General features: G+C 66.8%; 18 protein-coding genes. 13 read left to right on the plus strand and 5 right to left on the minus strand.

Annotated features, from left to right (window positions below; genetic code table 11):
* Positions 1-1,147: 1,147 nt before the first annotated feature.
* The 5 genes from mycP (ACFYO9_RS00080) (at position 1,148) to ACFYO9_RS00100 (ending at position 8,310) form a co-directional block, all read left to right on the plus strand.
* Positions 1,148-2,398, plus strand: coding sequence for a type VII secretion-associated serine protease mycosin (gene mycP / locus ACFYO9_RS00080; protein ID WP_358773849.1), 1,251 nt, complete (start codon positions 1,148-1,150; stop codon positions 2,396-2,398).
* Between the two features lie 559 nt (positions 2,399-2,957).
* Positions 2,958-5,213, plus strand: coding sequence for a DUF6571 family protein (locus tag ACFYO9_RS00085; protein WP_358773850.1), 2,256 nt, complete (start codon positions 2,958-2,960; stop codon positions 5,211-5,213).
* Positions 5,210-5,842 (plus strand): hypothetical protein, encoded by a 633-nt coding sequence (locus tag ACFYO9_RS00090; RefSeq protein WP_358773852.1) that lies wholly within the window; start codon positions 5,210-5,212, stop codon positions 5,840-5,842. Before ACFYO9_RS00085 ends, ACFYO9_RS00090 begins: the two co-directional genes overlap by 4 nt.
* Positions 5,843-6,074: 232 nt before the next feature.
* A complete protein-coding gene (locus ACFYO9_RS00095; protein ID WP_358773854.1) occupies positions 6,075-6,425 on the plus strand; it encodes a hypothetical protein in 351 nt (116 codons plus the stop codon).
* Between the two features lie 1,570 nt (positions 6,426-7,995).
* Positions 7,996-8,310, plus strand: coding sequence for a DUF397 domain-containing protein (locus ACFYO9_RS00100; protein WP_358773856.1), 315 nt, complete (start codon positions 7,996-7,998; stop codon positions 8,308-8,310).
* Between the two features lie 111 nt (positions 8,311-8,421).
* Here the strand turns inward: ACFYO9_RS00100 and ACFYO9_RS00105 are convergent, their stop codons facing one another.
* The 5 genes from ACFYO9_RS00105 to eccB all read right to left on the minus strand — a co-directional run bounded on the left by ACFYO9_RS00105 (position 8,422) and on the right by eccB (position 13,630).
* Positions 8,422-8,730: a WXG100 family type VII secretion target gene (locus tag ACFYO9_RS00105; RefSeq protein WP_358773858.1), complete on the minus strand. Its 309-nt coding sequence runs from the start codon at positions 8,728-8,730 to the stop codon at positions 8,422-8,424.
* A gap of 32 nt (positions 8,731-8,762) precedes the next feature.
* Positions 8,763-9,095 carry a WXG100 family type VII secretion target gene (locus ACFYO9_RS00110; protein ID WP_055568692.1) on the minus strand — a complete coding sequence of 111 codons (333 nt, stop codon included), beginning with the start codon at positions 9,093-9,095 and terminating at the stop codon, positions 8,763-8,765.
* 215 nt (positions 9,096-9,310) lie between these two features.
* A complete protein-coding gene (locus ACFYO9_RS00115) occupies positions 9,311-10,744 on the minus strand; it encodes a PQQ-binding-like beta-propeller repeat protein (RefSeq protein ID WP_358773860.1) in 1,434 nt (477 codons plus the stop codon).
* A 38-nt stretch (positions 10,745-10,782) separates the two neighbouring features.
* Positions 10,783-12,063: a type VII secretion-associated serine protease mycosin gene (gene mycP, locus ACFYO9_RS00120; protein ID WP_388665867.1), complete on the minus strand. Its 1,281-nt coding sequence runs from the start codon at positions 12,061-12,063 to the stop codon at positions 10,783-10,785.
* A gap of 37 nt (positions 12,064-12,100) precedes the next feature.
* Entirely contained in the window at positions 12,101-13,630 is a 1,530-nt protein-coding gene (gene eccB, locus ACFYO9_RS00125) for a type VII secretion protein EccB (RefSeq protein WP_358773864.1), read from the minus strand.
* A 173-nt stretch (positions 13,631-13,803) separates the two neighbouring features.
* Between eccB and eccE the strand changes: the two genes are divergently transcribed.
* The 8 genes from eccE (at position 13,804) to ACFYO9_RS00165 (ending at position 26,785) form a co-directional block, all read left to right on the plus strand.
* Positions 13,804-15,138 carry a type VII secretion protein EccE gene (gene eccE, locus ACFYO9_RS00130; protein ID WP_358773866.1) on the plus strand — a complete coding sequence of 445 codons (1,335 nt, stop codon included), beginning with the start codon at positions 13,804-13,806 and terminating at the stop codon, positions 15,136-15,138.
* Positions 15,138-15,908: a hypothetical protein gene (locus ACFYO9_RS00135; protein WP_358773868.1), complete on the plus strand. Its 771-nt coding sequence runs from the start codon at positions 15,138-15,140 to the stop codon at positions 15,906-15,908. Before eccE ends, ACFYO9_RS00135 begins: the two co-directional genes overlap by 1 nt.
* 306 nt (positions 15,909-16,214) lie before the next feature.
* Positions 16,215-20,015 carry an SCO5717 family growth-regulating ATPase gene (locus ACFYO9_RS00140; RefSeq protein ID WP_358773870.1) on the plus strand — a complete coding sequence of 1,267 codons (3,801 nt, stop codon included), beginning with the start codon at positions 16,215-16,217 and terminating at the stop codon, positions 20,013-20,015.
* Between the two features lie 597 nt (positions 20,016-20,612).
* Complete coding sequence (locus ACFYO9_RS00145) at positions 20,613-22,493, plus strand: ABC transporter substrate-binding protein (protein ID WP_355811921.1); 1,881 nt, start codon at positions 20,613-20,615, stop codon at positions 22,491-22,493.
* Between the two features lie 3 nt (positions 22,494-22,496).
* Positions 22,497-23,591 carry an ABC transporter permease gene (locus tag ACFYO9_RS00150; protein WP_355811918.1) on the plus strand — a complete coding sequence of 365 codons (1,095 nt, stop codon included), beginning with the start codon at positions 22,497-22,499 and terminating at the stop codon, positions 23,589-23,591.
* Entirely contained in the window at positions 23,588-24,544 is a 957-nt protein-coding gene (locus ACFYO9_RS00155; RefSeq protein ID WP_355811915.1) for an ABC transporter permease, read from the plus strand. The genes ACFYO9_RS00150 and ACFYO9_RS00155 overlap by 4 nt, the downstream gene beginning before the upstream one ends.
* Positions 24,541-25,674, plus strand: coding sequence for an ABC transporter ATP-binding protein (locus ACFYO9_RS00160; RefSeq protein ID WP_388665869.1), 1,134 nt, complete (start codon positions 24,541-24,543; stop codon positions 25,672-25,674). The genes ACFYO9_RS00155 and ACFYO9_RS00160 overlap by 4 nt, the downstream gene beginning before the upstream one ends.
* 82 nt (positions 25,675-25,756) lie before the next feature.
* Positions 25,757-26,785, plus strand: coding sequence for an ABC transporter ATP-binding protein (locus ACFYO9_RS00165; protein WP_358773872.1), 1,029 nt, complete (start codon positions 25,757-25,759; stop codon positions 26,783-26,785).
* The last annotated feature ends 73 nt before the right edge of the window (positions 26,786-26,858 follow it).

Consider the following 26,858-nt stretch of genomic DNA (forward strand, 5'->3'; position numbering starts at 1 on the left):
GGAAATCCCAGACTGACGCGACCGCGGCGCAGGGACGGATCGAGGCGGCGCACGCGGAAGCGGTGCAGCGGATGCGGAAGTTGGCGCAGACGTATCAGCAGTCGGCGCAGCAGGTGAATGGGGTGGAGCCGCCTACGTTCGCGCCGCCGGCGCAGCATGACGAGAATTCGGGATGGTGGTACAAGAGCGATGAGTACCAAGCAGTGCCCACTTCGTCCGGTACCAGCACAGCGGGTGGCTCCGCGCCGTCAGGCCCTACCAGCGCTGCGCCGGTTCCATCTGCGCCGGTTCCATCCGGGGCTGTCCCCCCGCCCCACCACGGATCCCCGAGCAGGACACCTGATCACGCGCCTGTCCTTCCGCCATCCGCGGCCGCACCCCCGCCCCACGTAGCCCCCGATCCCGTTTCCATGGGGATCGACCGCGTGGCGACGCCTCCCGCGCCGCCATCAGTACCGGACGGCCCGCCCGCTCCTGCCCCTACGGGCCGGCCTGAAGCAGCGGCGCCTCCCCACCTCAGCACCCCGCCGCCCCCCTTCGGCCCGAACCCTGGCCAGCCACGGCCCAGCACGCCATCGCCGGGACGACCCGCACCGGCAGTACGTCCACCACTGACTCCTCCCACCGGGCCCTCCGCCAATGGACTCGGCAACCGGCTACCGCGCGATCCCGGGATCGTTGGCGGCCGACCCGTACCGCCGAACACGGGACGTCCGACCACGAGCATCCCTCGGACCAATGTGTTCGGCGGAGACCACATGCAGGGCCGTACACCCACGGGCCCAGGCGTCGGTACCGGGGCCGGCGGGCCGACGGGCGGCCGTACAGGCGTTGTTGGCGGTCGTCGGCTGACCAGCGAACCCGCTGGTGCGATCGGGCGACAACCTCAACGGCCCGGTCGCGTCGATGGGCGGCCCTTCACACCGGGCGGTGCGGGCCTGGTGCGAGGTTCCTCAGCGGGTGACTCGCCACGCTCGGCCATGGGGCGTCCTGCCACCGTTCCGCAAGGTGGTCGAGGAAATCCTTCACGTCGTGCCGAGGAGGGGCCCGAGCGGTCGAACCACCTCTACGAAGAAGAAGAGACGTGGCAGCCCGACCAGCGCCGTACCGTCCCGCCAGTCGTCGACTGACCTGACAAGGAACACACATGCCCACCACCAGGAAGAGCAGCGTCCGCGCCCGCGGCGCTCTGTCGGCGGCCCTGGGTCTTCTCATGGCCGGCATCGCGGCGACTCCGGCTCACGCCGACACTGTTCGCTCCAGGCAGTGGCACCTCGACGCGATGCATGCCGAGGAGATGTGGAAGACCAGCACCGGCCGCGGCATGACGGTCGCCGTGATCGACTCCGGAGTCGATGACACGGTCGCTGATCTGCGCGGCCAGGTGTTGAACGGGAAGGACTACTCGAACCTCCCTGGTGACGAGCACAGCGATCGGGGCCGGCACGGTACTGGCACTGCGGCACTCATCGCGGGGACGGGAGCTCGAGGAGAGACCGCGGGCTCCTACGGTTTGGCGCCGGGGGCCAAGATCCTGCCCATCAGGATGTCCTACAGCTCTGAAAAGTCCGGCCAAGCCGACCAACTGTCCGGATTCTCACGCGACATGTCGCGCGCAATTCGATTCGCCGCCGACTCAGAGGCCCAGATCCTCAACATCTCCATGGGCAGTCCGAACCATCGTGGCTCCTTGAATGTGAACACCCCCGAACTCAGCGCCGCGGTCAAATACGCGCTCAACAAGGGAAAGATCATCTTCGCCGCTGTCGGGAACTCTGCGCGCAAGGGCAATGAGCCCGTATACCCGGCAGCTACCCCCGGCGTAGTCGGCGTGGGCGCCATCGACCGGGAGATCGAGCGGACCAAGGAGTCACAGTGGGGCCCTCAGGTCGACATGGTCGCCCCTGGTGATGAGATTTGGAATGCGTGCGCCGGCGGCACCGAACTCTGCAAAGGCCACGGAACCAGTGCCAGCACGGCCCTCGCCTCCGCCTCCGCCGCCCTCATCTGGTCCAAGCACCCGAACTGGACGAACAATCAAGTCCTACGGGTCATGATCAACACGATGCAAGGCAACGACGACGGCTGGTCCCGGGACGACTCGGTGGGCTACGGCGCGGTACGTCCACGCGTCGCGCTCAAGAATCCGGGTGACCCCGGCCCCGCCGACGAGTACCCGCTACCGGACCTCGCCAAAACGACGAAGCGCCCGTCCCCCGCTGCTTCCGATTTCGGCCGTCCCACAGCTGACACCGATGCAGAGAAACAGGCTACTGGGCCCGCAGAGACAGGGACGCCGGCGCAGGACGACGACAGCATGCTTTGGGCCGGCGTCGGCGTCGGGGCCGCTCTGTTCCTCGCAACCGCGGTCATCGTGGCACGAAGACGCTCGCGGTAACGCATCGGCTTACAGGAGGCCCCAGCTACCGATCCCGTCCCCCACTCCGCCTGCAGCAACCAGCCCCCTGCAGACCGCAGGCCGTGACTAAGAGTTGACCCATCCGCGAGATTTCCGGGAGAGCTATGTCATTCGAAGCCGACTGGGCGTCAGCGCGTTCCGACGCCACAGCAAATGTCAGCATGCGGCTTAACGCGACGGATGACGGCAGTGGCGGCAGGGGACCCGGTCGGGGGCTCAAAGTGACCTCCAGCGTCCTCAATGATCGGGCACAGAAGGCCGACACGGTTCGTGACGATTTCACGAAGGCCGACGATGCGGTGATGAAAGAAACTACGCAAGTAGGCCCCAGCCTTAAAGGCTTTGAATGCTCCTCTGCCTTCTCCACTTTCACTGCACGATGGCGGGGCCAGATGAAGTATGTGGAGACTCTCTTGAAGGACGATGTTTCAGCAGCTCTCCGACTGAGCGCCCAGTCATTCATGGAGCGAGAAAGGAAAGAGAAGGAGCGACACAGCCGCGAACGACGAAATCTTACATAAGGGCAAACAAGCGGGGCATGATGCTGAACTACGAAAAGCTACTCACCGCAGACTTTTCCGCACTCTCTCAAGCAGTGACAAAATGGGGGAAACTTCCGGAGAAATTCAAAGCGGTGAGCACCAAGTACAGCAATACCGTAGAGAAGGGACTGCAGGGCTCCGACTGGGAGGGAGAGGCTGCGTCAGCGGCGGTCGAAAAGCTGCTCCTAGTCGAGCGGCAAATCGATTACGCAGCCGACGAGGCAGAAGACATTCACAAGCTGTTGGACGATGCGCATGAGGTATTCACGCGGTCACAAGCCAAACTGCGTGCTCTGACTAGAGACATCAAAGACGACAAGTATCTCGCGATCAGGCCTGACGGGGAAATCTACCTCTCTCCCCCAGAGGACACTTCACCTGAAGATGTCGGCATGCTGAACAAGAGCTATAGAGAGACAATTCAAGCATATCGGACCAGTATTCAGGGGCATATCGATAGCGCCCAGGAGGCTGACGAAATATTGAAGTGGGTGCTCAGCCAGGACCACAACGGCAGAAAAAGAGGTTTCGACGCCAACTCCTACAGCAACATCGCTGACGCCAAGAAGGGGCGAAATAGCGTCGACAAGGACCTCAAAGAGCTTGAAAAGCTGACCGGCGAGAGGAGTGCCCTCGATCTGGCCGGAGCAGACGAATCGCTGGACCCCGCCACCCTCAAGAAGATCAATGCCATCTTCAGCCGGCATGAAGGGGACCCATACTTTGCCGAGAAGTTTGCTACGCGAACTGGCGCCGCCGGGACCCTGGAACTATGGACCAAGATTGCTGACCGCCGCCAATTCGGCGATACGCAGACGAAGGAGTCAGCCAAGATTCAAAAATCTTTGAGCTACACCTTGGCTACAGCCTCCCATTCAAACAGCGAAGGGATGAAGCGCTGGAAGGCTGACATGATCGCAATGGGTGACAACCCTATCAACACGTCTGCTAGGTACGCAGAGAGTGAAGATGGCCCGCGCGGGTTCCAGGTCATGAGTAGCCTCATGCGATACGGAGAGTACGACGACAAATTTCTGAACAGCTACGGAACGGAGCTTATCAAATTCGAAGAAGACAGCAAGGAGAAGCCGGCTGACCTATGGAAAAGAGATGTATTTCTGAACTTCGGCTCCGGAAAGGACCAAGGATTTGACCCTATGGCCGGATACATGGAGTCGCTCGGGCACAACCCAGAGGCGGCCAAGGATCTTTTCTATGCCAAAAATTGGGACGGAAAAAAGCTCGATCATGACTTGAAATATCTCATGTCCGATCGCGATTGGCCCGATGGCAACCCTGCTGCCCCGAATAAGGCAGGTTTTGGATATGCCGAGTTGGGCCACGCACTCGAAGCTGCCACGCTGGGATCTCCATATGACTCTGCAGGGAATGAACTTCACCGAGACGACCGCACAGCGAACATCATGGAACAGGTGAGTCATACCGTCGCGGCGCGCATGGACTACGTCGAGGAGAGACAAGGCATCGGTGGCAGCCTGGCAAGAATCGGCGCGGGTTACATGGACGACCTGAACTGGGCCACTATCGACGAGGGTGGAAGAGGGACAGCCCTGGATCGCGATACGCTCTATAGGCCGGGTGGCGATGAAGGTCACGCCTATCTAAAGGGGTCAACGGCAAGGAACTTCCTCTACAACGTGGGGCAGCACGAAGGTTCCTACGAAATTCTCTCTTCGGCGCAGCAAGCCTTCACCTTGGGGGCAGCCGATGCGCACTCGGGAGAGGCCAAAGACGTGGAGAAGATCCTCCGCAACGGCGGATACATCCACGGAGTGTTGGACGAAGCTCGAATTTCTCAAGTGGATAAGGAATTCGGCGATTCCACCGATAAGATGAATGAGAAGCTCGCGCAATCGGCGGAGTGGAAAAAGTTTAGGATTAGCCAAGGCATCGGATTGGCCACCGGTGTCGCCCTCCTGCCCCTTGGAGGGCCGGCTGTCTCTGCTGCGGCGGCGTTTGCCGTCCCGACCGTTGTGGAAGGTGTTTCCGGTGCCGTAGAAACAAAGTGGGGGATGGAAATCGATGAAGACACGAAAAAGGAAGAAGCTGATCTCTCTAATAAGAACCGCATGACTGCGCAGCGGTTCAGCGAATTGGGGCAGCTCCGCGCAACCAATCCAGCACTGTTGCATCTAAAGGACCATCCCGGTCAAGATTACACCGAAGATGTGCTCAATGCGTACGATCGAGGCGCGAGCGTTTCGGACCGCACTGACGGAGGCCGGAAATGAAGCGGATGTCAGCTGCAGCAGTTCCTGTGACCCTCTTGTTCTTTCTCGGGGCCTGTTCAGACGACGATCCGGCTCCTCGTGGTGTAGCAGCACTGCAATCTTCCTGCACCGGAATCCTTGATGACGGGCCTCTCAAGGAAGCCGGGCGCAGCGAGAAAATCGAAGAGGTTCGTGAGCCTTCTGAGCACGCAAAAAGCTATTCCTCGGCTGCACGGACCTTGTTGCGCAAGCAGCGCATGGCTGAGGTATGCAACGTTCCCTTCGCGGATGATGCGAAACTTTCCCCAGGGTCCCCGTCTTTGCGGATCCAGTTTGATACCAGTGACGCGCCACTCTTCCCCAGAAATGAGCAGCGAAGCACTAGCGGGTACACCGCGTACGGACTGGCGTCCGGCATGCAGGCGACCAGTGAGGCTCAATCCAGCGATATTCTGTTTTCTTGCACCCCAAAAGGGTCTGACTCTTCGGTCGAGGTGACAGGGAACCTCTACGACGATCTCGATCTGTCGGAGCGATCCCGATTCCGTACCCTATTTCGCGCCAGCGAGAAGATGATCAGAGCTCTTAAATGTGAAAACAAGATCGCACTACCCGATCCGGACAAAATGCACCCTTTCCCAACGAAATAAACCTCATGGCGCCCCCCTCAGCCAACTCGCGCGAACTTCGGCGACATGTCAGCTGAATACATGCCAGATATGAAGAAGTAATTCCAAGGCGCACCAGCATCGCACGTTCGGAAGCGCAGCCGATTTCGATGCGGCTCACTTGCAGGCTTCCTAGGTTGGCATCATGAGTGAAGCACGCGCCGAAGCTGCCCATGATGCCGGAATTCGCGAAGATAAAGAATACAACTAAGGCGTGGCGGAGAACGCCAAATGGACGAACAGGATTCTCAACATGGTTGGCAGCAAGTATGTCGGGATGATTCCGATCGGAGGTGACGTGATCACCTGCTTCCAAGAGGATTCCACCGAGGCTGCCGTCAAACTCGCAGAAAAGGATGAGCTTCCGGAGCGGCAGAAGGAGACAGCGGAAACCTATTGGGCCGGGAAGGATGCCACCAGCGAATCGGCCGAGAGTGCCGCAAGCGCCGCATGCAAGGGTAGCGACCTTGCACAGAGGAATATTGACAATCTGGCTGCGGCCGCCGCTGAAGCAGGTCGCTCCTTTACAGAAGGTGCGACAGGGAAACTGAGCTCTCATGGCTAACTTCAATCGACGCGTTGTCACGCTTACGATCTCGCTCGCGGTCGCAGTGTGCGCCGTCTCCGGATGCACATCCGGACCGGCACCGAAAGAGAATCCGGAACAGCTCGCCAAGGGCTTCTGCTGGAATGCCTTTTCGCGCCCGCCGGTCCAGAGACACCTCGGTACCGGATCAGAAGTGTCCACTAAAGTGGATACTCCGTTCGATCTGTACCACGGAGCAGAATCCCGCTCTTGCCTGATCTACGTAGATGGAAATACGGCATTCTACGCCAGTGCGGAAAGGATCACTACCGGCGCCACGACTCTGCACAAATCGGTCGCATGGAAGACGGTTACGCAGCACCGAAAAAGGTCAATCGACGTGGGCGACGCCGGTGCTATGGCAGACAATAGTGCAGTCTCTGCAATCAGCTGCACGCCGCCTGGCGCGTCCCGCCCCTCGGAATCTTTGCCCAACTCTGAGAAGTATATCCTCCTTAGAGTTGACCTTCGGGAATCGGGGAAAGATGCTCGGTCAGCAAGAGATCTGGTTTCCCTCATGCATGAATTCGTAGACTTCACTCGGACTTCTTTTGAATGCCACTGAGGATTCAGACGTGCCGCACACGCGGACAGTGTGCAAAAAAATATCATCCAGGCGGAAGCGCACTATTCTTGCTCTTCTGGCTGTTCTTGGCATTGTCACAGCGCTTCTTGTTCGGGGCGCCGCTGGCGACTCCCCTCAGAGCCTGAAAGCCTCGGATACCTGTCTCGAGGACATATTCTCAGGCAACCCCGAGCCTCTGGAGCGGCTCATTTCTCCCGATTCTTCATTCAAGGCAGGTTGGTCACACAAAGCCAGTAATCGCTCCCTCAAGCTCACCTGCAGAAACTCAACCGACACTGCCATGATCCTTATAACTGCCGAGATGCGTGACGGAACTAGGCAGGACTGGCTCTCGTCGCTCAAGAGTCGCAACCAGGTGGGGGAAATTTCAGATGCTTTGCGATTCAGATCAGGCACTGAGGCATTCGTTTGGGACAACGTTGCGGCGATTTACAGTATCTGCAAGCCGTACTCCAAGGGATCCAGCCATACCCATGGAATGAAACGACCCCACCTATCTGTAGTGGCCACAGCATCGGGTTCCGCGGAACGAGACAGCAGACAGCATCGGACGGACCTGGCTGATGTCGCCGTCAAATTGCTGTACGAAGCGGAGATACAAACCGGTTGCCAGGATTCTTTCGTGCCTCCAAGCGGGGCACCGAAAATCGGACCTTGAGGTTTGCAACATGGCGCATCGGTCATGATGCTTGTTCAGGACCTAGAGAGCGACCTGAGCACGAGGCATCTTGTGACACCCCCGGCTACGGGGCAGAGGATGAAGGGCGGCGCAGCTGGACCTCATGCCGCCCCAGGCACTCTGAAAGAATCCGAACGGCCGCCCCATTGTGGCTGAGCCACAAGCAGAAGAGGCAGCACGCGCTGGCCCGTCCCACAACTCCTCAACACTTCGCCGCACGCCCCCATCCCGCCAAGTAGGCTGACCCATAGGTTGGTTCGTACGTCGGGAAGGGGCCGTTCGTCATGGGCGAGGGACAGGACGAGGACGTCAAGGCGCGTAAGGAGCGGGAGAAGGACGAGCTCTATGCCCTTGATATCTCCGGCGTGGAATGGCACTGCGCTCCCGGCGCAGAGGCTGCCGAGGAACGCGTCGAGATCGCGTATCTGCCGGCGGGCGCCGTTGCGATGCGGTCGTCACTGGACCCGGCAACCGTGCTGCGATACACCGAGGCGGAGTGGGAGGCCTTCGTGCTCGGGGCGCGGGACGGGGAGTTCGATCTGGAGCCCAGCACGCGGAACGGCGGCCTGCCGGCTGATGGTGGCGGCACAACTGGATGAGCGCGGTGCACGGGCAGGCACACGTGTGAGGGAGGAGGGCGGGGCGTTCGTCTCCCCAGCCCCCCTCCCTCATGTCACACGCGAACGATGCCTCGTGACGCGTCGAACAGCTCAGCTCAGCATGCGGAAGCGCGCGGCGTTGCCGTGGTCCGTGTCCCGGTATCCGACGACGGAGTCGTCCAGGAGCCGAGCGATGCGCACGAGCTTGTGGACCATACCGTTCATCTCAGCGTCGGTCTGCCCCTGAATGTCGCGGTAGGCCGTCTTGGCCTCGCCGTCCCAGGTCTCGGCCACTCGCGCCACCTCGCGCATGAGCTCCTCGAGCTGGTCGTCCATGCTCTTGGCGTTGTTGCGCACATCGGTGGCCGCCGTCGTGACGGTGTCGTAGTTGACCGCTGTGCGGTCGAAGTTCTCTGACATGTGGATACTCCCTTGCTCCCGGCCGCAACAGGTCAGGCGTGGTCGACGATCTTGCTCGGTACCTCGTACGAGTTGTCCACCTTGCGGATCTGCGCGATGCGCTCCTGCTCGTGGCTGTCGAAGCCCTTGACGCTCATCCGCATGACGTCTTCCAGGTCGACGAGATTGTCCTGAAGCTTCTTCAGGTGCTGGTTCACGCCTCGCTGGAGCGTGTCGAACTCCTTGCCGGCAGCACCCTTCCAGCCGGCCTGGATCATGTCCACGACCGTGTTCAGCGATGTGACGCGCTTGCTCACATCCATGTGGAAGTTACGGATCTTGTCCGCGAGTTTGGTCAGATCGTCATTGCTGTAATCAACGCTCATTGCTCTTGCCCTCCTCATGTGCAGACAGCGGCGGTACCCGCTGCTCTCTTCGAATCCGTGCCGGGGCCTCCCGGCTCCGGCGGGCAAGGGTCGCGCCCGGTCTCGCATGGGTCACCACACGATTCGCAACGCTGCGCCGCCCCCGTGCAGCATCAACTCAAGATGCCGTAGGCCACTCTAGTCATTCCTCCCGCTCAACTGCCGTGACAACAGGGTCAGTTACTGCTCGCCCGGTCGCTACCGACGCCCAGAACCAGCCACGACCACCTTCCGTCCTTGTCGTCCGGTCCTGTGGCACGCGCGCTGCTGAAGAAGATCCTTCCGTTCTGGACGAAGATGTCCGCCAATTCCTGAGATGTAAGCGTCCATGCCTCGGGTGGCAGGCCGAAGGAGAAATACGGAGTCTCCTTCCCTGTCCGGGGGTCCAGGCTCACCACTTCCATCGGGGTGATGTGGTCGTCGCTGTCTCGGAATGCGAGGACGTGCTTACCACTCGTCCGCAAGGGATAGATCAAGCGATTGCGCCCCGAGTCGAACTTCTTCACCGCCTTCCCCGTCGCCAAGTCGAATGAGAGGATCCAGTTCGAGTTGTCCCTCTCACGGCTGGTGACGAACACCTGGTCGTCGGTGACCACCGTCGAAGGACAGTCATCGACAACCTGGAAACGCAGAATCCGGCACTTGACTTCGAAGCGGCCGCCCTGCAGCCCGATGGTGGCCCGTCGTTTTCCCCGATGGTCGAGTGAGATGAGGTGCGTTACCCCGATCTCACCCGCGCTGACTCCCAGGACCGCGGGCTCGGCAGACAGCAGCGCAACGTCCTTGACACCGTCCGTAACTCGGTACGTCCACTCAGCGGCACCCGTCCTCGGGTTCACATTCCGCACCCGATACGTCATCTCGTCGTCCGCGAAGCAGGCCATCAACATGAGCAGGGCGCGGCCGCCCGCCAGGCCCTGATGATCACATCCTGAAGTCTTCATGTTCTTCCAGAGCCGGGTCCCCCTGTCCATGTCGTACGCCGCCGACCCTCTGTCCCACGTGACGGCGACCGTCGCCCGCGTCATCGTCACGGTCATCGCGTCCACTCCGAAGACGGAATCCGACGCGGGAAACTCCTTGTCCCAGAGTTTCTTGCCGGAGTCGAGATCGACGAAGGTCACGTGGTCGCAGAGTGCCTTCGGATTCTTGTGGTTTCTGTGCAGCACCGCGGTGCGGCCTTCCACCGTCACGTGCCGCGTCACACCGCAGATGGGGCCGGAGAGCGGGAGGCGCCAGATTTCGTCGTCCGTGGTGACGTCCGCGCCCATCTTGAAGCCGACCAGCGTTCGGCCGATGCCTTTGGCCAGTACCTTGTCCGTCGCCCAGCTGCCCGGCATCTCGTATTCTTCCCCGGGGCGCATGTCATCGACGGAGAACCGGAAGGCCATACGTCCCGTCGTGCTCTTCGGAGGTTTCTCGACCGTCTCTCTGATGTCGAGCCGGCCCTGAGGAGCGGTGTTCGCCGATGGCTTGCCGCTCTCCTGAGACTGGTCGTCCCGGTCGGGCCACACGAGCCAGCCTCCCGCGCACAGCGCCAGAATCGTCACCACGGCGCCGACCCCGAACAGCCTCCTGCGACGACGCCTGCGGGCGCTGTCCGCCGTCACGGCCGACTGGGTGAAGAGAGACGGAGGTGGTCCGAAACTCATTGCGGGAGTTCCCTTCTTCTTCGGGCCTGTCGCACGGCCGCCGCTGTTCCCGCGATCACCGCGACGACGACTGCGGTGATTCCAAGGACGTAGACCGCAAGGCGCTCGGTCCGTTGCTGGGGCGTCTCGGCGAGGGAGAACCTCTCCGTGTCCGGAGCCGGGGCCTTCGCCACCCCCGGGTCCGCTGTCGGCGAGACCGGCGGGTGGGGCAGATCGGACGTCGTGACGGCACGGACGGGATTGATCACGCCCCAGCCGACGAAGTTGTCGTGGCCATTGATCGACCGCTCCGCCGTCTGTTCGATCTGCGTGGCGATCTGGGCGGCAGTCCAGTCCGGATGCCGGGACTTGAGAAGGGCCGCCACTCCGGCGACGAAGGGCGCCGAGAAGCTCGTGCCGTTGTCGGCGCACTGACCCCCACCGGGGACCGTGGACACGATGTCCACGCCGGGGGCCGCGACGTCGACGAACGCCCCGGCCTGGGAGAAGGCCGCACGTTCGTTGTTGCGGTCCGAGGACGCCACGGCCAGCACGCCGTCGAAGGCCGCCGGGTAGGTCTCCTTCGTATGGCCGTCCAGGCCGTCGTTGCCCGCGGACGCCACCACGACGACATCGGCCTCCAGCGCGTCGCGCACCGCCTTGGCCAGGGCCGAGGTGCGGGAGAGGGGCTTCGTGGTGTCCTGCGAAACGTTGATGACATCGGCACCCTCAGCGACCGCGTGGTCGATCGCCTTCGCCAGGGTGTCCGAATCGCCACTGTTCTGAGCGTCGTTCTGGCGGATGGGGATGATGGTCGCGGCGGGGGCGATCCCGACGAAACCGGTCCCCTGGTGAGGGCGTGCCGCGATGATTCCCGCGACCTTGGTGCCGTGGCCCACCTGGTCGTTGGTGGGATCCGCGCCCTTGCCCTTGGCCAGGTAGTCGCGTCCGCTACGGGCATTCACCGCGTGCGCGAGTTGCGGATTCTTGTCGTCCACTCCGGTGTCGATGACCGCTACCCGAATGCCCTGGCCCTTCTTGCCGTCCTGCCACAGCTCGTCGAGCAGTACCCGCTGAAGCGGCCAGGGGCGGCCCTTGATCTGCTTGGCAGGGGTCTCGCAGGCGCCGCTGCCGTCGAGCCGCACTCGCGCGTGCGGCTGAGAACCGGAGTCATCGGTGCCGGCCGCCGGAGGAGCGGCGGCGCTCAGGGATGCGATGACGGCCGCCCCGGTCAGCAGCGCCTTCTTCAGTGACGGCACCTCTACGTCGGTCCTTTCCAAGAGTGGCGTCGGTGGCATCGGTACGGGAGGCCGACGTCCGGAGAGGGGGCGAGGCTCAGGAACCCTGCGGCTGACGCGCGCTGTTGGTGTCCAGACGCGGGCCTTTGGCGAGGAAGTCCGACCAGGGCAACGGGACCTTGGCCGGGCGGACGCTCTTGTAGCCGAGCTTGACCTGGGCTTCGCTGGGTTCCGGGGTGCCGTCGGGCGACTTGCGCTTGGCGTCGGCTCCGATGCCGGACTTCTCGCTGTCGCTGTCGCCGTTGGCCTGCACGGCGTAGCGAAGTCCGGTGTCGGTCACCAGGAAGAGGGAGCCCGATGCGGTCTGGGCGCCCTGGGTCTGGGTGTAGAGCAGTCCCGTTCCGGGGGTCACGTACGTACTCGTGCCTCCCGCGCCGATGTCCGTCGGATACTTCGCGCCCGCCCATGTGCTCAGCTCCGTCGTGCCCTTGCCGCTCACGCCGCGCAGCACGTTGCAGACGGTGTCCCGGTTGGCGCCGCCCTTACCGGTGTTGACCTGAACGGTGCGATGGCGGGGCCAGTGTCGCGCCTGCCCGGCGAAGAGTCCGTCGGTGGCAGCGAAGTCCTGGAGGCCCACTGTGTGGGCTTCTCCGTCCATGTTCAGGGAGGCCGTCTGTGGTGAGTTGATCAGGAGCCATGCGGTGAACTCGCTGATCGGCTGAACCTTGCCGGGAAGCACCACGAAGTGCTTGGTGCCTTCGCCGGTCTCCGCCTTGAGGACCATGCCGACCCTGTTCTCCTTGGCAGACAACTGCCCTTGGACGCCTGCCCCGTTGCCCACGCCGGTGGGCAACCGGGGGAAGCGGATTGGGCTGCCTCTATGAAGCGTGGCCATCCACTCCTTGGTCACGAGCTGCGGCTTCCTCGTGAGGCCGACGAGGGCATCCGTCAGGTGGTCGCCTTCGGTGCCGCTTACGGGGTAGGCCGTGCCGACCGCGTCCACGAGGTAGCGCGCTCCGGTGCGCGTCTTCAGGTACAACACCTCGCCCCCGTCCAGGCGTTGGGAGCCATCGGTCTTTCCGGCCTCCCGGTCGGCGAGGACGAACGTCGCTTCCTGGGCCGTGCGGCCACCGGCGCCGGGTTGTGCACAAACCGCCCAGCGCTTGGCCTTGCCCGCCTCGTCGGCCGAAGGAAGGCGGTCCGGGGCGTAGGGGATCCCGACGATCGGCCCTCGCGGCGGCTCGCCCGCGTCAAGGATGTCGTCACTGACCTGAATGACCTTGTAGTCGGCCCCGTTCATCAGCAGCCGTGCGGACGCCAGGTTGAGGACGGGGTGCAGCCGGGGCTTCTTGCCGGTCTTGAGTACGACGTACCGCGTCGTCGAGTCCTTGCCCACGATCACGCGGGTACCGGGAGCGTCCCAGCCGGGCGGAGCCTTGGGCTGGAACATGCCCCACGCCCCGAATACCGCCATGACGAGGACGGCGCCGATCACGCTCGGCAGGAAGGCCCGCAGCGGCCTTGGCGCCCCCTCCTCGGACCCGGTGGGCGAAGGCTGGAGGAAGGCCGCCAACGTACGCTTCTTCGCGAAGGTGTACGCGTTGAGCTCATCCCGCCGTGATGCCATGACTCTCCGCTTCCCCCCACCGCGCTTCGAGCGGGAACCCCCGCCCCCGAATGTCAGTCCTGGCCCCTACTATGCAGGGTGTGTGATCGCGCGTGTGCAGTGGGTAGGGTCTTTGGACCCCCAATCACCGTGACCACCAGGGGGATTCGGGAGAGTACGGGGGGTTTGTAGTCATGGCATCCGCCACGCGGGGCACGCCGCGGACACGTGCGCGCCGCTCCACCCGGCCCGCCGGGCCCACAAGGTCACACCCTGACCGCACCGGCCCTCCCCCGCCCACGCAGGACCATGGAGCGGTGCATCTCCGCTTGCGGGCACAGCAGTTCGGTTCGTTCCGACTGCAACAGCTTGTCCTGATTGAGGTCGCCGTCGCGCTCCTGCTCGCCGCCTGGGCCATCGACCAACTGCTGGTCCTGCCCGCGTCGTTCGTCGCAGCGCTTCTGCTCCTCCTGGCGCTCGTGCGTCGCCGAGGGCGCTCGATGCCGGACTGGCTCGGTACCGCGCAGGCGCTGCGGGCTCGACAGAGGCGTGCCTCGAGCACTCCGGTGCAGCCCGGCACGGAGCCCGGCCTCGCCCCGGCCGTGGAGTGCGACCCTTCCCTGCGGACTTACGCCTACGCCGACAAGGACCGCCGCTCGGTGGGCATCATCGGCGACGGGACCTTCGTCACGGTGCTTCTCCAGGTCGAGTCGGAGACCACCTCGCTGCGCGCCGATCGAGCTCAACGACCGCTGCCTGTAGGCATCGTGGGCGACGCGCTGGAAGTGGACGGGATCCGGCTGGAATCCGCACAGATCGTGCTGCACACCCAGCCGGCTCCCGCGCTGCATCTTCCTCAGGAGTCCGTGGCCGTCAGCAACTACGCGCCCCTGCAGGCCCAGACAGGCGCCCCGGCGGTGCGGATCACGTGGATCGCCCTGAAGCTCGATCCGGAGTTGTGCCCGGAGGCCGTGGTGGCACGTGGCGGTGGCCTTTCCGGCGCACAGAAGTGCGTGGTGCGCGCCGCCGATCAGCTGGCGAGCCGGCTGACCGGCGCCGGGTTCCGGGTCACGGTGCTCAACGAGGACGAGCTCGCCTCCGCCGTCGCCACCTCGGCATGCGCCAATCCGCTGGTGACCGCCCAAGCCGGCCGCACGGATGTGCCGGAGCGCCGCACCGAGGAGACGGCACGCTCGTGGCGCTGCGACAACCGCAGGCACACGACGTACTGGATACGGCGCTGGCCGGACCTCGGTGGTGACGGCCCGTCACTCCCCCAACTCATCGCTTCGCTCACCGCGATTCCGGCACTGGCGACCACCTTCAGCCTGACGTTGCGCCTCGAGGACCGGCGAGAGGCGTCGCTCTGCGGGCACCTACGGGTGACGGGACGCGGCGACGCCGAACTGGTGTCGGCGCGCCGAGCGTTGGACCAGGCGGCCCGTCGGTGTCGGACCCACCTGATCCGGCTCGACCGTGAACAGCTGCCGGGCGTTCTCGCCACTTTGCCGCTCGGGGGTACTCGCTGATGTCCGCGCCCACGCTGCCCACCCCCTCCGGGGACGCGCCTTCTTCGACGGCCGCCCGGGTTCGTCAACAGTTGCGTTCCGGATTCGGCCTTCTGGGACCGCGGCACCCGCGACACTCATTGACCTTGGAGTCTCTGCGGGAGCTTGCTCTCCCCATCGGGGACGACGGCGTCGTCATCGGGGTCGACGCGGAGGGCCGGCCCGCCGTGCTCGGCGTCAACCGGCCCACGCCGTACGACATCGTGTTCATCGGCGGCCTGTGGACGGCTCAGGTCATCGCGTTGCGTGCCGCCGCGACCGGGGCGCGGGTTGCTGTGGAGACCGGGCGGGCCGAGGCGTGGGGGCAGTTGGTTCGGGCGCTGGGGGTGGGGCCGAGTGGGATGGCCGTGTATGACGTGGGGCGGGTGCCGCCGTTGGGGGCCTCGGCGGGGAGTCCGGTGCTTGTCGTGCGGGACTGCGGGATGCGGCCGCCTCGGGGGCGGGTCGTGTCGGGGCCCTGGCAGTCCGTGCTCACGGTGTTGCCCTATCTGAGTCCCGTCGCACCTCGGCTCATTCGGCAGGCGCGGCTCGTGGGGGTGCAGCGGGTGTCGCCCGACGAGGCGACGCAGATCGGGCGGTCGCTCGGGCTGCCGAGCGGGGACGTCGGGTCGTTGCCGTCGCTCGCCGACGGGGTGACGTTGTGGTGCGCCGATCGTGACCGGCAGTACGTGATGACGCAGGCCACCGACGCCGAGACCGGATTGTTGGGTACCGCTCGGCGGATGGACTGAGGCCCGGGTGTGGGTCTCGTAGAGGGTGGATTGTCCGTACTCCGTCCGCTGTTGGGACATTTGTCCGTCACGGTTTGATGTACGTGGATCGCTCCTGGGTGCGGCGTGACGCAATGGACAGCATCGGTGGGGTGGCCTGCCCTGCCGTGCCGGTGGTTTTGGTGATTAGGCTGGGACAGGGCGCGACGCCAGAACCCTTGAGCGGTTCGTGCGCGTCCCTCAACGGGGAGAGCCAGGCGGATCGGACGACAGGAACGGTCGCCCCCCACCACGGCACGAGGGTGCTCGACCACATCAGGAGGCATTGTGAACAGCGATCGGGACGAGATCCGCGGGGGCTGGGACTCACCCGTCGATGATCAGTCCGACGCGGAGTCCGCCGCCGAGACGACGGGCGAGTTCACCATCGACTACGCGCCGCCCGCCTGGTACACGCAGAACGCGTCGAATGCCTCCGGCAGTGCGGGTGAGACGCCTTCGGCGCCGCCCGTCTCGACTCCTGTTGCCGCTCCTTCTTCCGTGCCGGGTGCGGATGAGGATGGGGATGCGGGTGTGGCTACGGTTGCGGGTGCGGGTACGTCTGCCTCGGATACGGCTGTCTCGGGTGCGGAACCGTCCGGTGCGGCTGTCTCGGGCCTGGGCTCTGGCTCGGATTCGGGTGCCCTGAGTTCCGCTGCGTCCGCGTCCGATGAGGTCGACGCCGAGGAGCCCGCCAGTGGCGTGGACTCCGGGGCGGGCGAGGCTGGTTCGGGGTCCGGTGCGTCCGCGTTTGCCTCCGCGCCTCCGCCGCCGGTCATGCCGTCCTTCTCGGCTCCGCCGGCCCCGCCTCGGCCGTTGGCTCCGCCTGTGGCTCCTCCTTCGACTTCTTCGGCTTCTTCGACTCCTGCGGGTCCTTCCGCCGAGGCTCCCGGCGTCGTACCGAAGCTTCCTGTCGGGAGCGGGTTCCAGCCGGCTGTTCCGGAGGAGTCTTCGGAGGGTGAGCGGGACGGCGACGCTCAGGCACCGGCTGCCGTTGCGCCTCTCTCGCCGCCCGTTGTGCCGTCCCCCGTTCCTCCGGTCGCCGCGGGTGGCGGCGCCGCCGACTGGAGCGGTGCCCTTGCCGGGCCTGCGGCCTCGGTGCATGTGACCGGTGTCGTTCCCAAGGACGAGGTCGACGCGCTCGTTGAGGGCCGGGATCGCGACGGCGATGGCGATGGCGATGGTGCGGACTCGGTTGAGGCTGACGGTGGCAGTGGTGAGGGGGGTGACGGAGGTGATGACGCTGGGGCTCGTGGCGCCGGCCTCTCGTCCGGCTCCGCTGTCGCGCCCGCCCCGCCCGTCGCTCCTGCCCCGCCCGCCGCTCCTGTCGCGCCCGTGCCGCCCGTCGCGCCTCTCTCTTCCGGTGCTCCAGCCCCTTCTGCCGGTGAGAGCTTCGGTGGTGGCGATCTGGAAAGTGGCGCCACCATGCGGTTCTCCGCTCGTGCTCTCAAGCGGGAGATGGAGGAGCTGGCCGACGCTGCTTCGGATTCCCAGGCCGGCCCCGGTGTGAGCGATGCCTCTCGGGATGGTGACGTTGCCTCTCGGGCGGGTGACGGTTCGTCCGGTGGCGGTGCTGCGGAGAGCGGTGGCCGTGACGGTGCCGAGCGTGGCGATCGTGTCGAAGAGGGCGTTTCCAGCGGCGATCAAGAGGCGGGGGGCGACGGTGACTCCGCGCTCGCGGCCGACGAGTCCGCGCCTCAGGACTCCGTTCCGCAGGTCCCCGTACCCCCGGACTCCGCTCCCGCGGCCGCCGCCGGTGACGACGTTCAGGACGCGGTGCCGGCTTCGTGGGCTCCGCCCGCGCCGCAGGGTGCGCTTCCGCCGTTGCCGCCCGCCTTCCAGCCTGCCGCGCCTACGTCGGCGCCTCAGTGGCCCGCGCCCACGCAGGGTCCGCCGCCCGCTCAGTCCTCGGACGGTCCCGCGCCCGCCTCCCCCGCGCCGGTTCAGCCCCAGGCTCCGCAGCCGGCGCCGGGGGCTTGGCCTGGGCCTTCCGCGCCGGTTGCCCCTGCTGCGGAAGCCCCGCAGAGCGGGTACGGGTTCCCGCAGGCTGGGGCCGCGCCCCCGCCTGTCGCCGGGCCCGGTGCGCCGTTCGCTCCCCATGCGCCCGCGCCCGCTCCTGCCGCCCATCCGGTTACCCCGGCCGCGCCCGTCGTCCCCAACCCGCCTGCCCCGGGCACCGGGTACGGGTTCCCGCAGCAGCAGCCCGCTCCTCAGGGGCAGCCGTCGGCTCCGATGCCGCAGCCCCATCAGCCGGTGCACCCCGGTCAGCCGGTGCAACAGGGTCACCCGGTGCAGCCGGTTCCCGGGCAGCAGGCGCCGGCCGCCGCGCCCTACCCGGCCGCCCAGGCTCCCGCTCCGCACCCCCAGGCACCCCAGGCACCCCAGGTGTCCCAGGCACCCCAGGCACAGGCTCCGATGCCTCAGCCTTCTGCGCCTCAGCCGCAGGTGCCCGCCCAGGCCCAGCCGCCCGCTCAGGCCCAGCCGCCCGCCCAGGCCGGTGGCTACGGGTTCCCCCAGCAGACCGCCCAGCCCCAACCGCAGCCCCAGCCGCAGGCCCAACCGCAGGCCCAACCGCAGCCGCAGGCTCCGCAGCCGGGGCCCGTCGACCCCCGTACCGGCGCCGCCTGGCCGCAGGCCGTCCAGCACGATCAGCGGGAGCGGACCAACCCGGGCGCTCCCCTCGGCTACACCGCCGCCGTCGAGCTCTCCTCCGACCGGCTGCTCCGCAACAGCAAGCCCAAGGCCAAGAGCAGCCGGCCCTCGGGTGGCGGGTCGCGGTTCAAGCTCGGCGGCAAGAAGGAAGAGGCCGAGCGGCAGCGGAAGTTGGAGCTGATCCGGACTCCGGTGCTCTCCTGCTACCGGATCGCCGTCATCAGCCTCAAGGGCGGTGTGGGCAAGACGACCACCACCACCGCGCTGGGCTCCACCCTCGCCACCGAGCGGCAGGACAAGATCCTCGCGATCGACGCCAACCCCGACGCCGGTACGCTCGGCCGTCGTGTCCGGCGCGAGACCGGGGCCACCATTCGTGACCTCGTCCAGGCGATCCCGTACATCCACTCGTACATGGACATCCGGCGCTTCACGTCGCAGGCGCCGTCCGGGCTGGAGATCATCGCCAACGACGTCGACCCGGCCGTGTCGACCACGTTCAACGACGAGGACTACCGGCGCGCGATCGACGTACTCGGGAAGCAGTATCCGATCATCCTGACGGACTCCGGTACGGGGCTGCTGTACAGCGCCATGCGCGGGGTGCTCGATCTCGCCGATCAGCTCATCATCATCTCCACGCCGTCCGTGGACGGGGCGAGCAGCGCGTCCACGACGCTGGACTGGCTGTCCGCGCACGGGTACGCCGACCTCGTCTCGCGGTCCATCACCGTCATCTCCGGGGTGCGGGAGACCGGGAAGATGATCAAGGTCGACGACATCGTGTCGCACTTCGAGACGCGGTGCCGGGGGGTTGTCGTCATTCCGTTCGACGAACACCTTGCCGCGGGGGCGGAGGTCGACCTCGACATGATGCGGCCGAAGGTACGGGAGGCGTACTTCAACCTCTCGGCGATGGTGGCCGAGGACTTCGTGCGGGCTCAGCAGCAGCAGGGGCTGTGGACGTCGGACGGGAATCCGCCGCCGCATCTGGCTCCGCCCATGCCGGGACGGGGGGCCGAGGGCGGCCAGGGTCAGCCGTACGGGGGGCCGGTGCCGGGGCAGGCGCCCTATCCCGGGCAGTCGCAGCCGCAGCCTCCGTCTCAGCCGTACGGTCCGCAGCCGGGGCAACCTGGGCAGCCGGGGCAGCACGGGCAGGCGCCGCAGCCGGGGCATCCCGGGCAACCTGGGCAGCCGCCGCAGCACGGGCAGCAGCCCTACCCTCAGCAGGGGTGGCAGACGCCGCCTCCGCAGGGTCAGCCTCCGCAGGCGCAAGCTCAGCCTCCGCAGGCACAGGGTCTGCCTCCCCAGGCTCAGCCTCCGGCTCAGCCGCAGCCCGAGCAGGCCCCCCAGGCCGTACAGCCCGGAGCGCCGTTCCAGCCGGGGGCGCCGTTCCAGCCGGGTGGGCCTCAGCAGCCGCCGCCCCCTCAGCAGTAGTTGACGACCCCCAAGTCGGCGTCGGCGTCGGCGTCGACTGGTCAGCGGGCCCGCACCGTCCCTCGGTGCGGGCCCGTCGGCGTTCCGCCCCACTCACCGAAGCCCGGCACCTTCGCGCTGTGCCCACCCGTTCCGCCGCGCGGAACGCCTGCACACAGCGGGACCGGGGCCAGGAGGCGCCCAAGCGAGGCACCGGGAGCGGAGAACCCAGCCGGGGGAACGGAAGCGGAGCGAGGGAACCCGGAGCCCGGAGGCTCGACCCCGCGCCGGGTCCGCAAAGCCCCGTCCCAGTCAAGACCCGCTCCCCCGAATGAACGCCGCCCCCCGAAGAGAAGGCACGAGCACGTGTGGCTGGGTCGCAGGTCACGTCGCTCCCTTCCCTCCCGTCACCCCCTCACCAGCCACGCTTCACTGGTCTTGACCAATGCGGATGAAATCACGGTCAACTCGTTATTTCCGCAGGCCACATGGGGTTCACCCGCCGTTGACGCGTGCAGACTGGCGCTGGTAAACACACATCCACCAGCTGACGCCCCTTGATCCACCAGCGTGCAACCAGCCATCCCTGTGCGAGCGATGACGCGAGGTCACCGACCCATGGACACACAAGATCAGCACGGCAGACAAGCAGTTCCGAAGCGAGCGGTGCCGTCCCGCCCCCGCAGCCGCCTGAGGCTCCTTGCCGGTGGCCTCGCCGCCCTCACCCTCACCGCCGGTCTCGCCACGCCGCTCAATCCGGCCCCGGACCAGGCGTCCGCCAAGGACGGCGGCAAGAAGGTCCTCACCGTCGCCGTCGCGCAGAGCGTCGACTCGCTCAGTCCGTTCCTCGCCCAGCGGCTGCTCAGCACCAGCCTGCACCGGCTGACGTACGAGTATCTGACGAACTACGACGCCAAGGACAACAAGGCGATCCCCGGCTTCGCCCTCTCCTGGAAGTCCTCGGCCGACAAGCTGACCTGGACGTACACCATCCGGGAGAACTCCAAGTGGTCGGACGGGAAGCCCGCCACCGCCGAGGACGCGGCGTGGACGTTCAACAAGGTGATGTCCAAGGAGGGCACCGCCACCGCGAACTCCAACTTCGTCACCAACTTCAAGAAGGTGACCGCGCCCAGCCCGACCAAGCTGGTCATCGAGCTGAAGGAGCCGCAGGCCACGATGGCCGCGCTCGACGTGCCGATCGTTCCCAAGCACGTCTGGGAGAAGGTCGACGACATCTCGAAGTTCAACAACGACAAGATGCCCGTCGTCGGCAACGGCCCGTTCATCCTGACGGACTACAAGGTCGACCAGTACGTGAAGTTGAAGGCGAACAAGAGCTTCTGGCGCGGTCCCGCCAAGTTCGACGAACTCGTCTTCAAGACGTACAAGGACCAGGACGCCGCCGTCTCCGCCCTGCGGAAGGGCGAGGTGTCGTTCGTCGCCGGGCAGCCCGCGCTCACGCCCGCGCAGGCCGCGTCCTTGGAGAACGAGGACAACATCAAGGTCAACGAGGGGCCGGGGCGCCGCTTCTTCGCGCTCGCCACCAACCCGGGCGCCAAGACCAAGGACGGCAAGAAGTTCGGCGACGGGAATCCGGCGCTGCTCGACAAGCGGGTCAGGCAGGCGCTCTTCCTCTCCGTCGACCGGGAGGCGCTGGTCGACAAGGTGTTCCAGGGACACGCCGTCGAGGGCGCCGGTTACATTCCGCCGCGCTTCTCCACGTACGCCTGGAAGCCCTCCGCCGACCAGAAGATGTCGTACGACCCGAAGCGGGCCGCACGGCTCCTCGACGAGGCCGGGTACAAGAAGAACGGCGACGGCACGCGCGTCGGCAAGGACGGCAAGCCGCTGAACCTGCGCATCCTCTGCCACGCCACGGATCCCAACGACAAGGCGGTCGGCAAGTACCTGAAGGAGTGGTGGGGCGATCTCGGCATCGGGCTCAAGGTCAACTGCCTCGACGACGTGTCCGTGCCCTGGTACGCCGGTGAGTACGACCTCGCCTTCGACGGCTGGTCCGTCAACCCCGACCCCGACTTCGTGCTCGGCATCCACACCTGCGCCGCGCTGCCGGTGAAGGCCAAGGAGAGCGCCGCCACCGACAACTTCATCTGCGACAAGAAGTTCGACGAGCTGTACGGCAGGCAACTGGCCGAGTACGACCCCGCCAAACGGGCGGACATCGTCAAGCAGATGCAGTCGTGGCTGTACGACTCGGGCTACATGAACGTCCTCGCCTATCCGAACGCCGTCGAGGCCTACCGCACCGACCAGATCAAGTCCATCACCACCATGCCGACGGCCGCCGGGAACATCTACGGCCAGGACGGATATTGGAGCTGGTGGTCGGCGGTCCCCGCGGATGGGAAGAGTTCCTCCAAGGACGGCAGCTCGACCGGTGTCATCATCGGTATCGCCGCTGCCGCGGTGGTGCTCGTGGGCGGCGGAATCCTGTTCGCCCTGCGCCGCCGTTCGACCGCAGAGGACCGCGAGTAACGCATGACCGCTGACAGCAATCCCGCTCTGCTCGACACCGAGGGCCCCCTGGGCCCCGGGGCCGACGGCGACCCGGCGAAGGCCGGGCCGGCGTCGGCCCGCGGGCCGCGCGCCCGCAACACCCGCGCCTACCTCCTCTATGTGGCGGGCAAGCTCGGCGGCGCGATCGTGTCGCTGTTCGCCGTGCTCGTCACCAGCTTCTTCCTCTTCCGGCTCATCCCCGGCGACCCCGTCAAGCAGATGACGGGCGGCAAGCGCGTATCGGCCGAGCAACTGGCCGCGATGCGCAAGGAGTTCGGCCTCGACAAGTCGGTCATGGCCCAGTTCTGGGACTACACCGGCAACGTCCTGACCGGCGACTTCGGCACGTCGTACCAGTTCCACGCCCCCGTGATGGACAAAATCACCGACGCGCTGCCCGCGACGCTGCTGCTCACCGGAACGGCGTACGTTCTCTACACGCTCATCGGCATCTGGCTGGGCACCCGCACCGCCTGGCGCAACGGCAAGCTCGGCGACCGCTTCAACACCGGGCTCGCCCTGACGCTGTACTCGGTGCCGTCGTTCTGGCTCGGCCTGCTCCTCATCATCACCTTCTCGGTGGGCATCGGGCCGATTCCCGGCATGTTCCCGACCGGTGGCCTGGAGTCCGGGGGCGAGACCGGCTTCGCGTACGTCCTCGATGTCGCGCACCACATGGTGCTTCCGGTCATCACGCTGGTCGCCGTCGGGTACGCGCAGACCCTGCTCGTCATGCGGTCCTCGCTCCTCGACGAGATGGGCAGCGACTATCTGACGACCGCGCGCGCCAAGGGGCTGCGGGACGATCTCGTACGGCGGCGGCACGCCGTCCCCAACGCCATGCTGCCGACGGTGACGCTGATGTTCGTCAACCTCGGCACGGTGGTCGCGGGCGCGATCCTCGTCGAGACCGTCTTCTCCTGGCCGGGCCTCGGCGGGCTCTTCTACCAGGCGCTGAGCGTGCCCGATCTGCCGCTGGTGCAGGGGCTGTTCTTCGTCTTCTCCGTCGCGGTGATCCTGATGAACACCCTGGCCGACGTGATCTATCCGCTGCTCGATCCCCGGGTGGGCCGATGACGACCGAATCCGCACCGACCACACCGACGACCCCGGCCACCCCGCCGGCCGCGCCGGAGGCCAAGAGCGCCCGCTCGCTGGCCTGGACCCGGCGCCGGCACTCCGCCGTCCGGTTCTGGCGCGCGTACCGCACGCACCGCGCCGGACTCGTCGGCCTCGCCGTGCTGGTCGTGATCGCCCTCGCCGCGGTCTTCGCCCCGCTGCTCGTCGGCTCCGACGCGCAGAGCGTGACCGACGCGCCGGGCGATCCGATGGAGTCGCCGAGCGCGGAGTTCCCGCTCGGCACCGACCAGTTCGGGCGCGACCTGCTGGGCCTGCTCGTGTGGGGCGCGCGCATGTCGCTGACCGTCGGGCTGCTCGCCGCCGTGCTCTCGGTGGCCATCGGCACGCTCGTCGGGATCACCGCCGGGCACTTCAAGGGCTGGTACGCCACCGTGATCATGCGGATCACCGACTGGTTCCTGGTGATGCCGACGCTGGTGCTCGCCATCGCGCTCGCCGCGGTGATGTCCGGCACGATCTGGACGATCATCCTGGCGATCGGCGTGACGACCTGGCCGACCACGGCGCGGCTGGTCCGCGCGCAGACCCTCGCGGTGGAGTCCCGCCCGTACATCGAGCGCGCCCAGGCCCTCGGCGGCGGCCACGGCCACATCATGACGCGGCACGTGCTGCCCAACGTCATGCCGCTGGTCCTCGCGCAGACCACGCTGGTCATCTCCGGCGCCATCCTCACCGAGGCCACGCTCGCCTTCCTGGGCCTCGGCGACCCGACCAGCGTCTCCTGGGGCGGCCTGCTGCAGGACGCCCGCGAGGCGGGCGCGGTCAGCGCCGGGCACTGGTGGTACCTCGCGCCGCCCGGTCTGGCCATCGCGATCGTGGCGCTGGCGTTCACGCTGTGCGGCCGCGCCGTGGAATCCGTGCTCAACCCCAGGCTGGGGGCCACCCGTTGAAGGACGTCCAGAAGACCGGCGTACAGAAGACCGGCGTACAGAAGACCGCAGTACGAAAGGCGGGCGAGCGGAAGACCGAAGCGCCGTCCACCGACGTACGCGAGGACGGGGTGCCGGCCGTCGAGCGGCACCGCCTCCTCGACGTGCGGGACCTGGAGGTGACGTACGCGAACGGCGCCGCCGCCGTGCGCGGCGTGCACCTGCACGTCGACGCGGGTCACAAGCTCGGCGTCGCCGGCGAGTCCGGCTGCGGCAAGTCCACGCTGGCGCTGGCCCTGCTGCGGCTGCTGCCGGCCGGCACCAAGGTGTCCGGCGAGATCCTGCTCGACGGCGAGGACGTCCTCACCATGAAGTGGGGCCAGGTCCGCGCGGTGCGCTGGGCGGGCGCCTCGATCGTCTTCCAGGGCGCGATGCACTCGCTGAACGCCGTGCACCGCATCGGCGACCAGATCGCCGAGCCGATCCTGCTGCACAAGAAGGCGACGCAGGCGGGCGCCCGGCAGAAGGTCGGCGAGCTCCTCGAACAGGTGGGGCTGCCCGCCGCCCGCGCGCAGGCGTATCCGCACGAGCTGTCCGGCGGACAGCGCCAGCGCGTGATGATCGCGATGGCGCTGGCCTGCGACCCCCGCCTGATCATCGCCGACGAGCCGACCACCGCGCTCGACGTGATGATCCAGGCCCAGATCCTGCGGCTGATCGAGCAGTTGGTGGGCGAGCAGGACCTCGGCCTGATGATGATCAGCCACGACCTCGCGGTGCTCTCCGACACCTGCGACCGGCTCGCGGTGATGTACGCGGGGCGCGTCGTCGAGGAGGGTCCTGCCACCGAGGTGTACGAGAACGCCCGCCACCCGTACGGCAGGGCGCTGTCGGCCGCCTTCCCGCGGATCGGCGACGCGGCGTCGCGGTTCGCCCCGCGCGGTCTGCCCGGCGATCCGCCCGACCCGTCCGACCTGCCGACGGGCTGTACGTTCCACCTCCGGTGCCCGGTGGCCCTGGACACCTGCGCCACGGAGGACCAGGCCCTGCGGGACGCGGGGCCGCAGCACCGGGCGGCGTGCGTCCACGCGGGCGCGCCGCTGCCGGCGCAGCCCACGTCGGCGCCCGCGACGGCGGAGCGCAACGGGTGACGGGGAGCCCTCCGGTCCCCCGGAGTTTCCGCCGCCTCCTGAGCCCCCGCCGCCTCCGACCCCCCGTGAAGAGGAACCGCGCATGACCGCACAACCGGACACGACCCGCACGGAGGCCGACGGCGGGCCGCTGCCCCTGCTGTCCGCCGCCGACCTGCACATCGCCTTCCCCGGCCGGCGCGGCGCGCCGACCGCGCGGGCGGTGGACGGCGTCGACCTCGACATCAAGGGCGGCGAGATCGTCGCCCTCGTCGGCGAGTCGGGGTGCGGCAAGACGACGCTGGCCCGTTCACTGCTCGGGCTCGTGTCACCGACGTCGGGCAGGGTCACGTTCGGCGGTGAGCCCCTGAACTACTCGGGGCGCGCCCTGAAGGCGTACCGCAAGCGGGTGCAGCTGGTCCTGCAGGACCCGAGCGGCTCGCTCAACCCCCGGCACACGGTGTACGACGCCGTGGCGGAGGGGCTGCGCATCCACGGGTACGCGGGTGACGAGCGGGCGGCGGTCGCGGGGGCGCTCTCGCGGGCCGGGCTGCGGCCGCCGGAGCGGTTCTTCCTGCGCTACCCGCACGAGCTGTCCGGGGGCCAGCGGCAGCGCGTCGTCATCGCGGGCGCGCTGGTCCTGGAACCCGAACTCATCGTCGCCGACGAGCCGGTGGCCTCCCTTGACGCGTCGGTACGGGGCGAGATCCTGGCCCTGCTCCTACGGCTCCGCGACGAACTGGGGCTCTCCGCGCTGGTGGTGACGCACGACCTGGGTCTGGCGTGGAACATCGCGGACCGGGTGGCGGTGATGTACCTGGGCCGGATCGTGGAGACGGGGACGGTGGAGGAGGTCCTGACGGCACCTCAGCACCCGTACACGCAGGCGCTGTTGTCGGTCCTGCCCGAGGCCCCCGGCGAGCCGGTCGTCCTCACCGGCGAACCGCCGGACCCGTCCCGCATCCCGGGCGGCTGCCGCTTCCACGTGCGCTGCCAGGTCCTCGCCTCGGGCGAGGCGGAACGAGCGGGCGTGGCGGGCCGCTGCCGCGGGGAGGATTTGCCGGTCCTGGCGGGCGGCGACGCGACGCAGGTGGCTTGCCATTGGGCAACGGTTTCTGGCGAGGCGCGCTAACGGGCGGGGCGCCTTAACGGGGGGGGTGGGGTATCGGTCCGTCGGCGGCTGCGGGCGCGTCGTGCTTGCTCGC

The organism is Streptomyces sp. NPDC005863, from assembly GCF_042871345.1.
GTDB lineage: Bacteria > Actinomycetota > Actinomycetes > Streptomycetales > Streptomycetaceae > Streptomyces.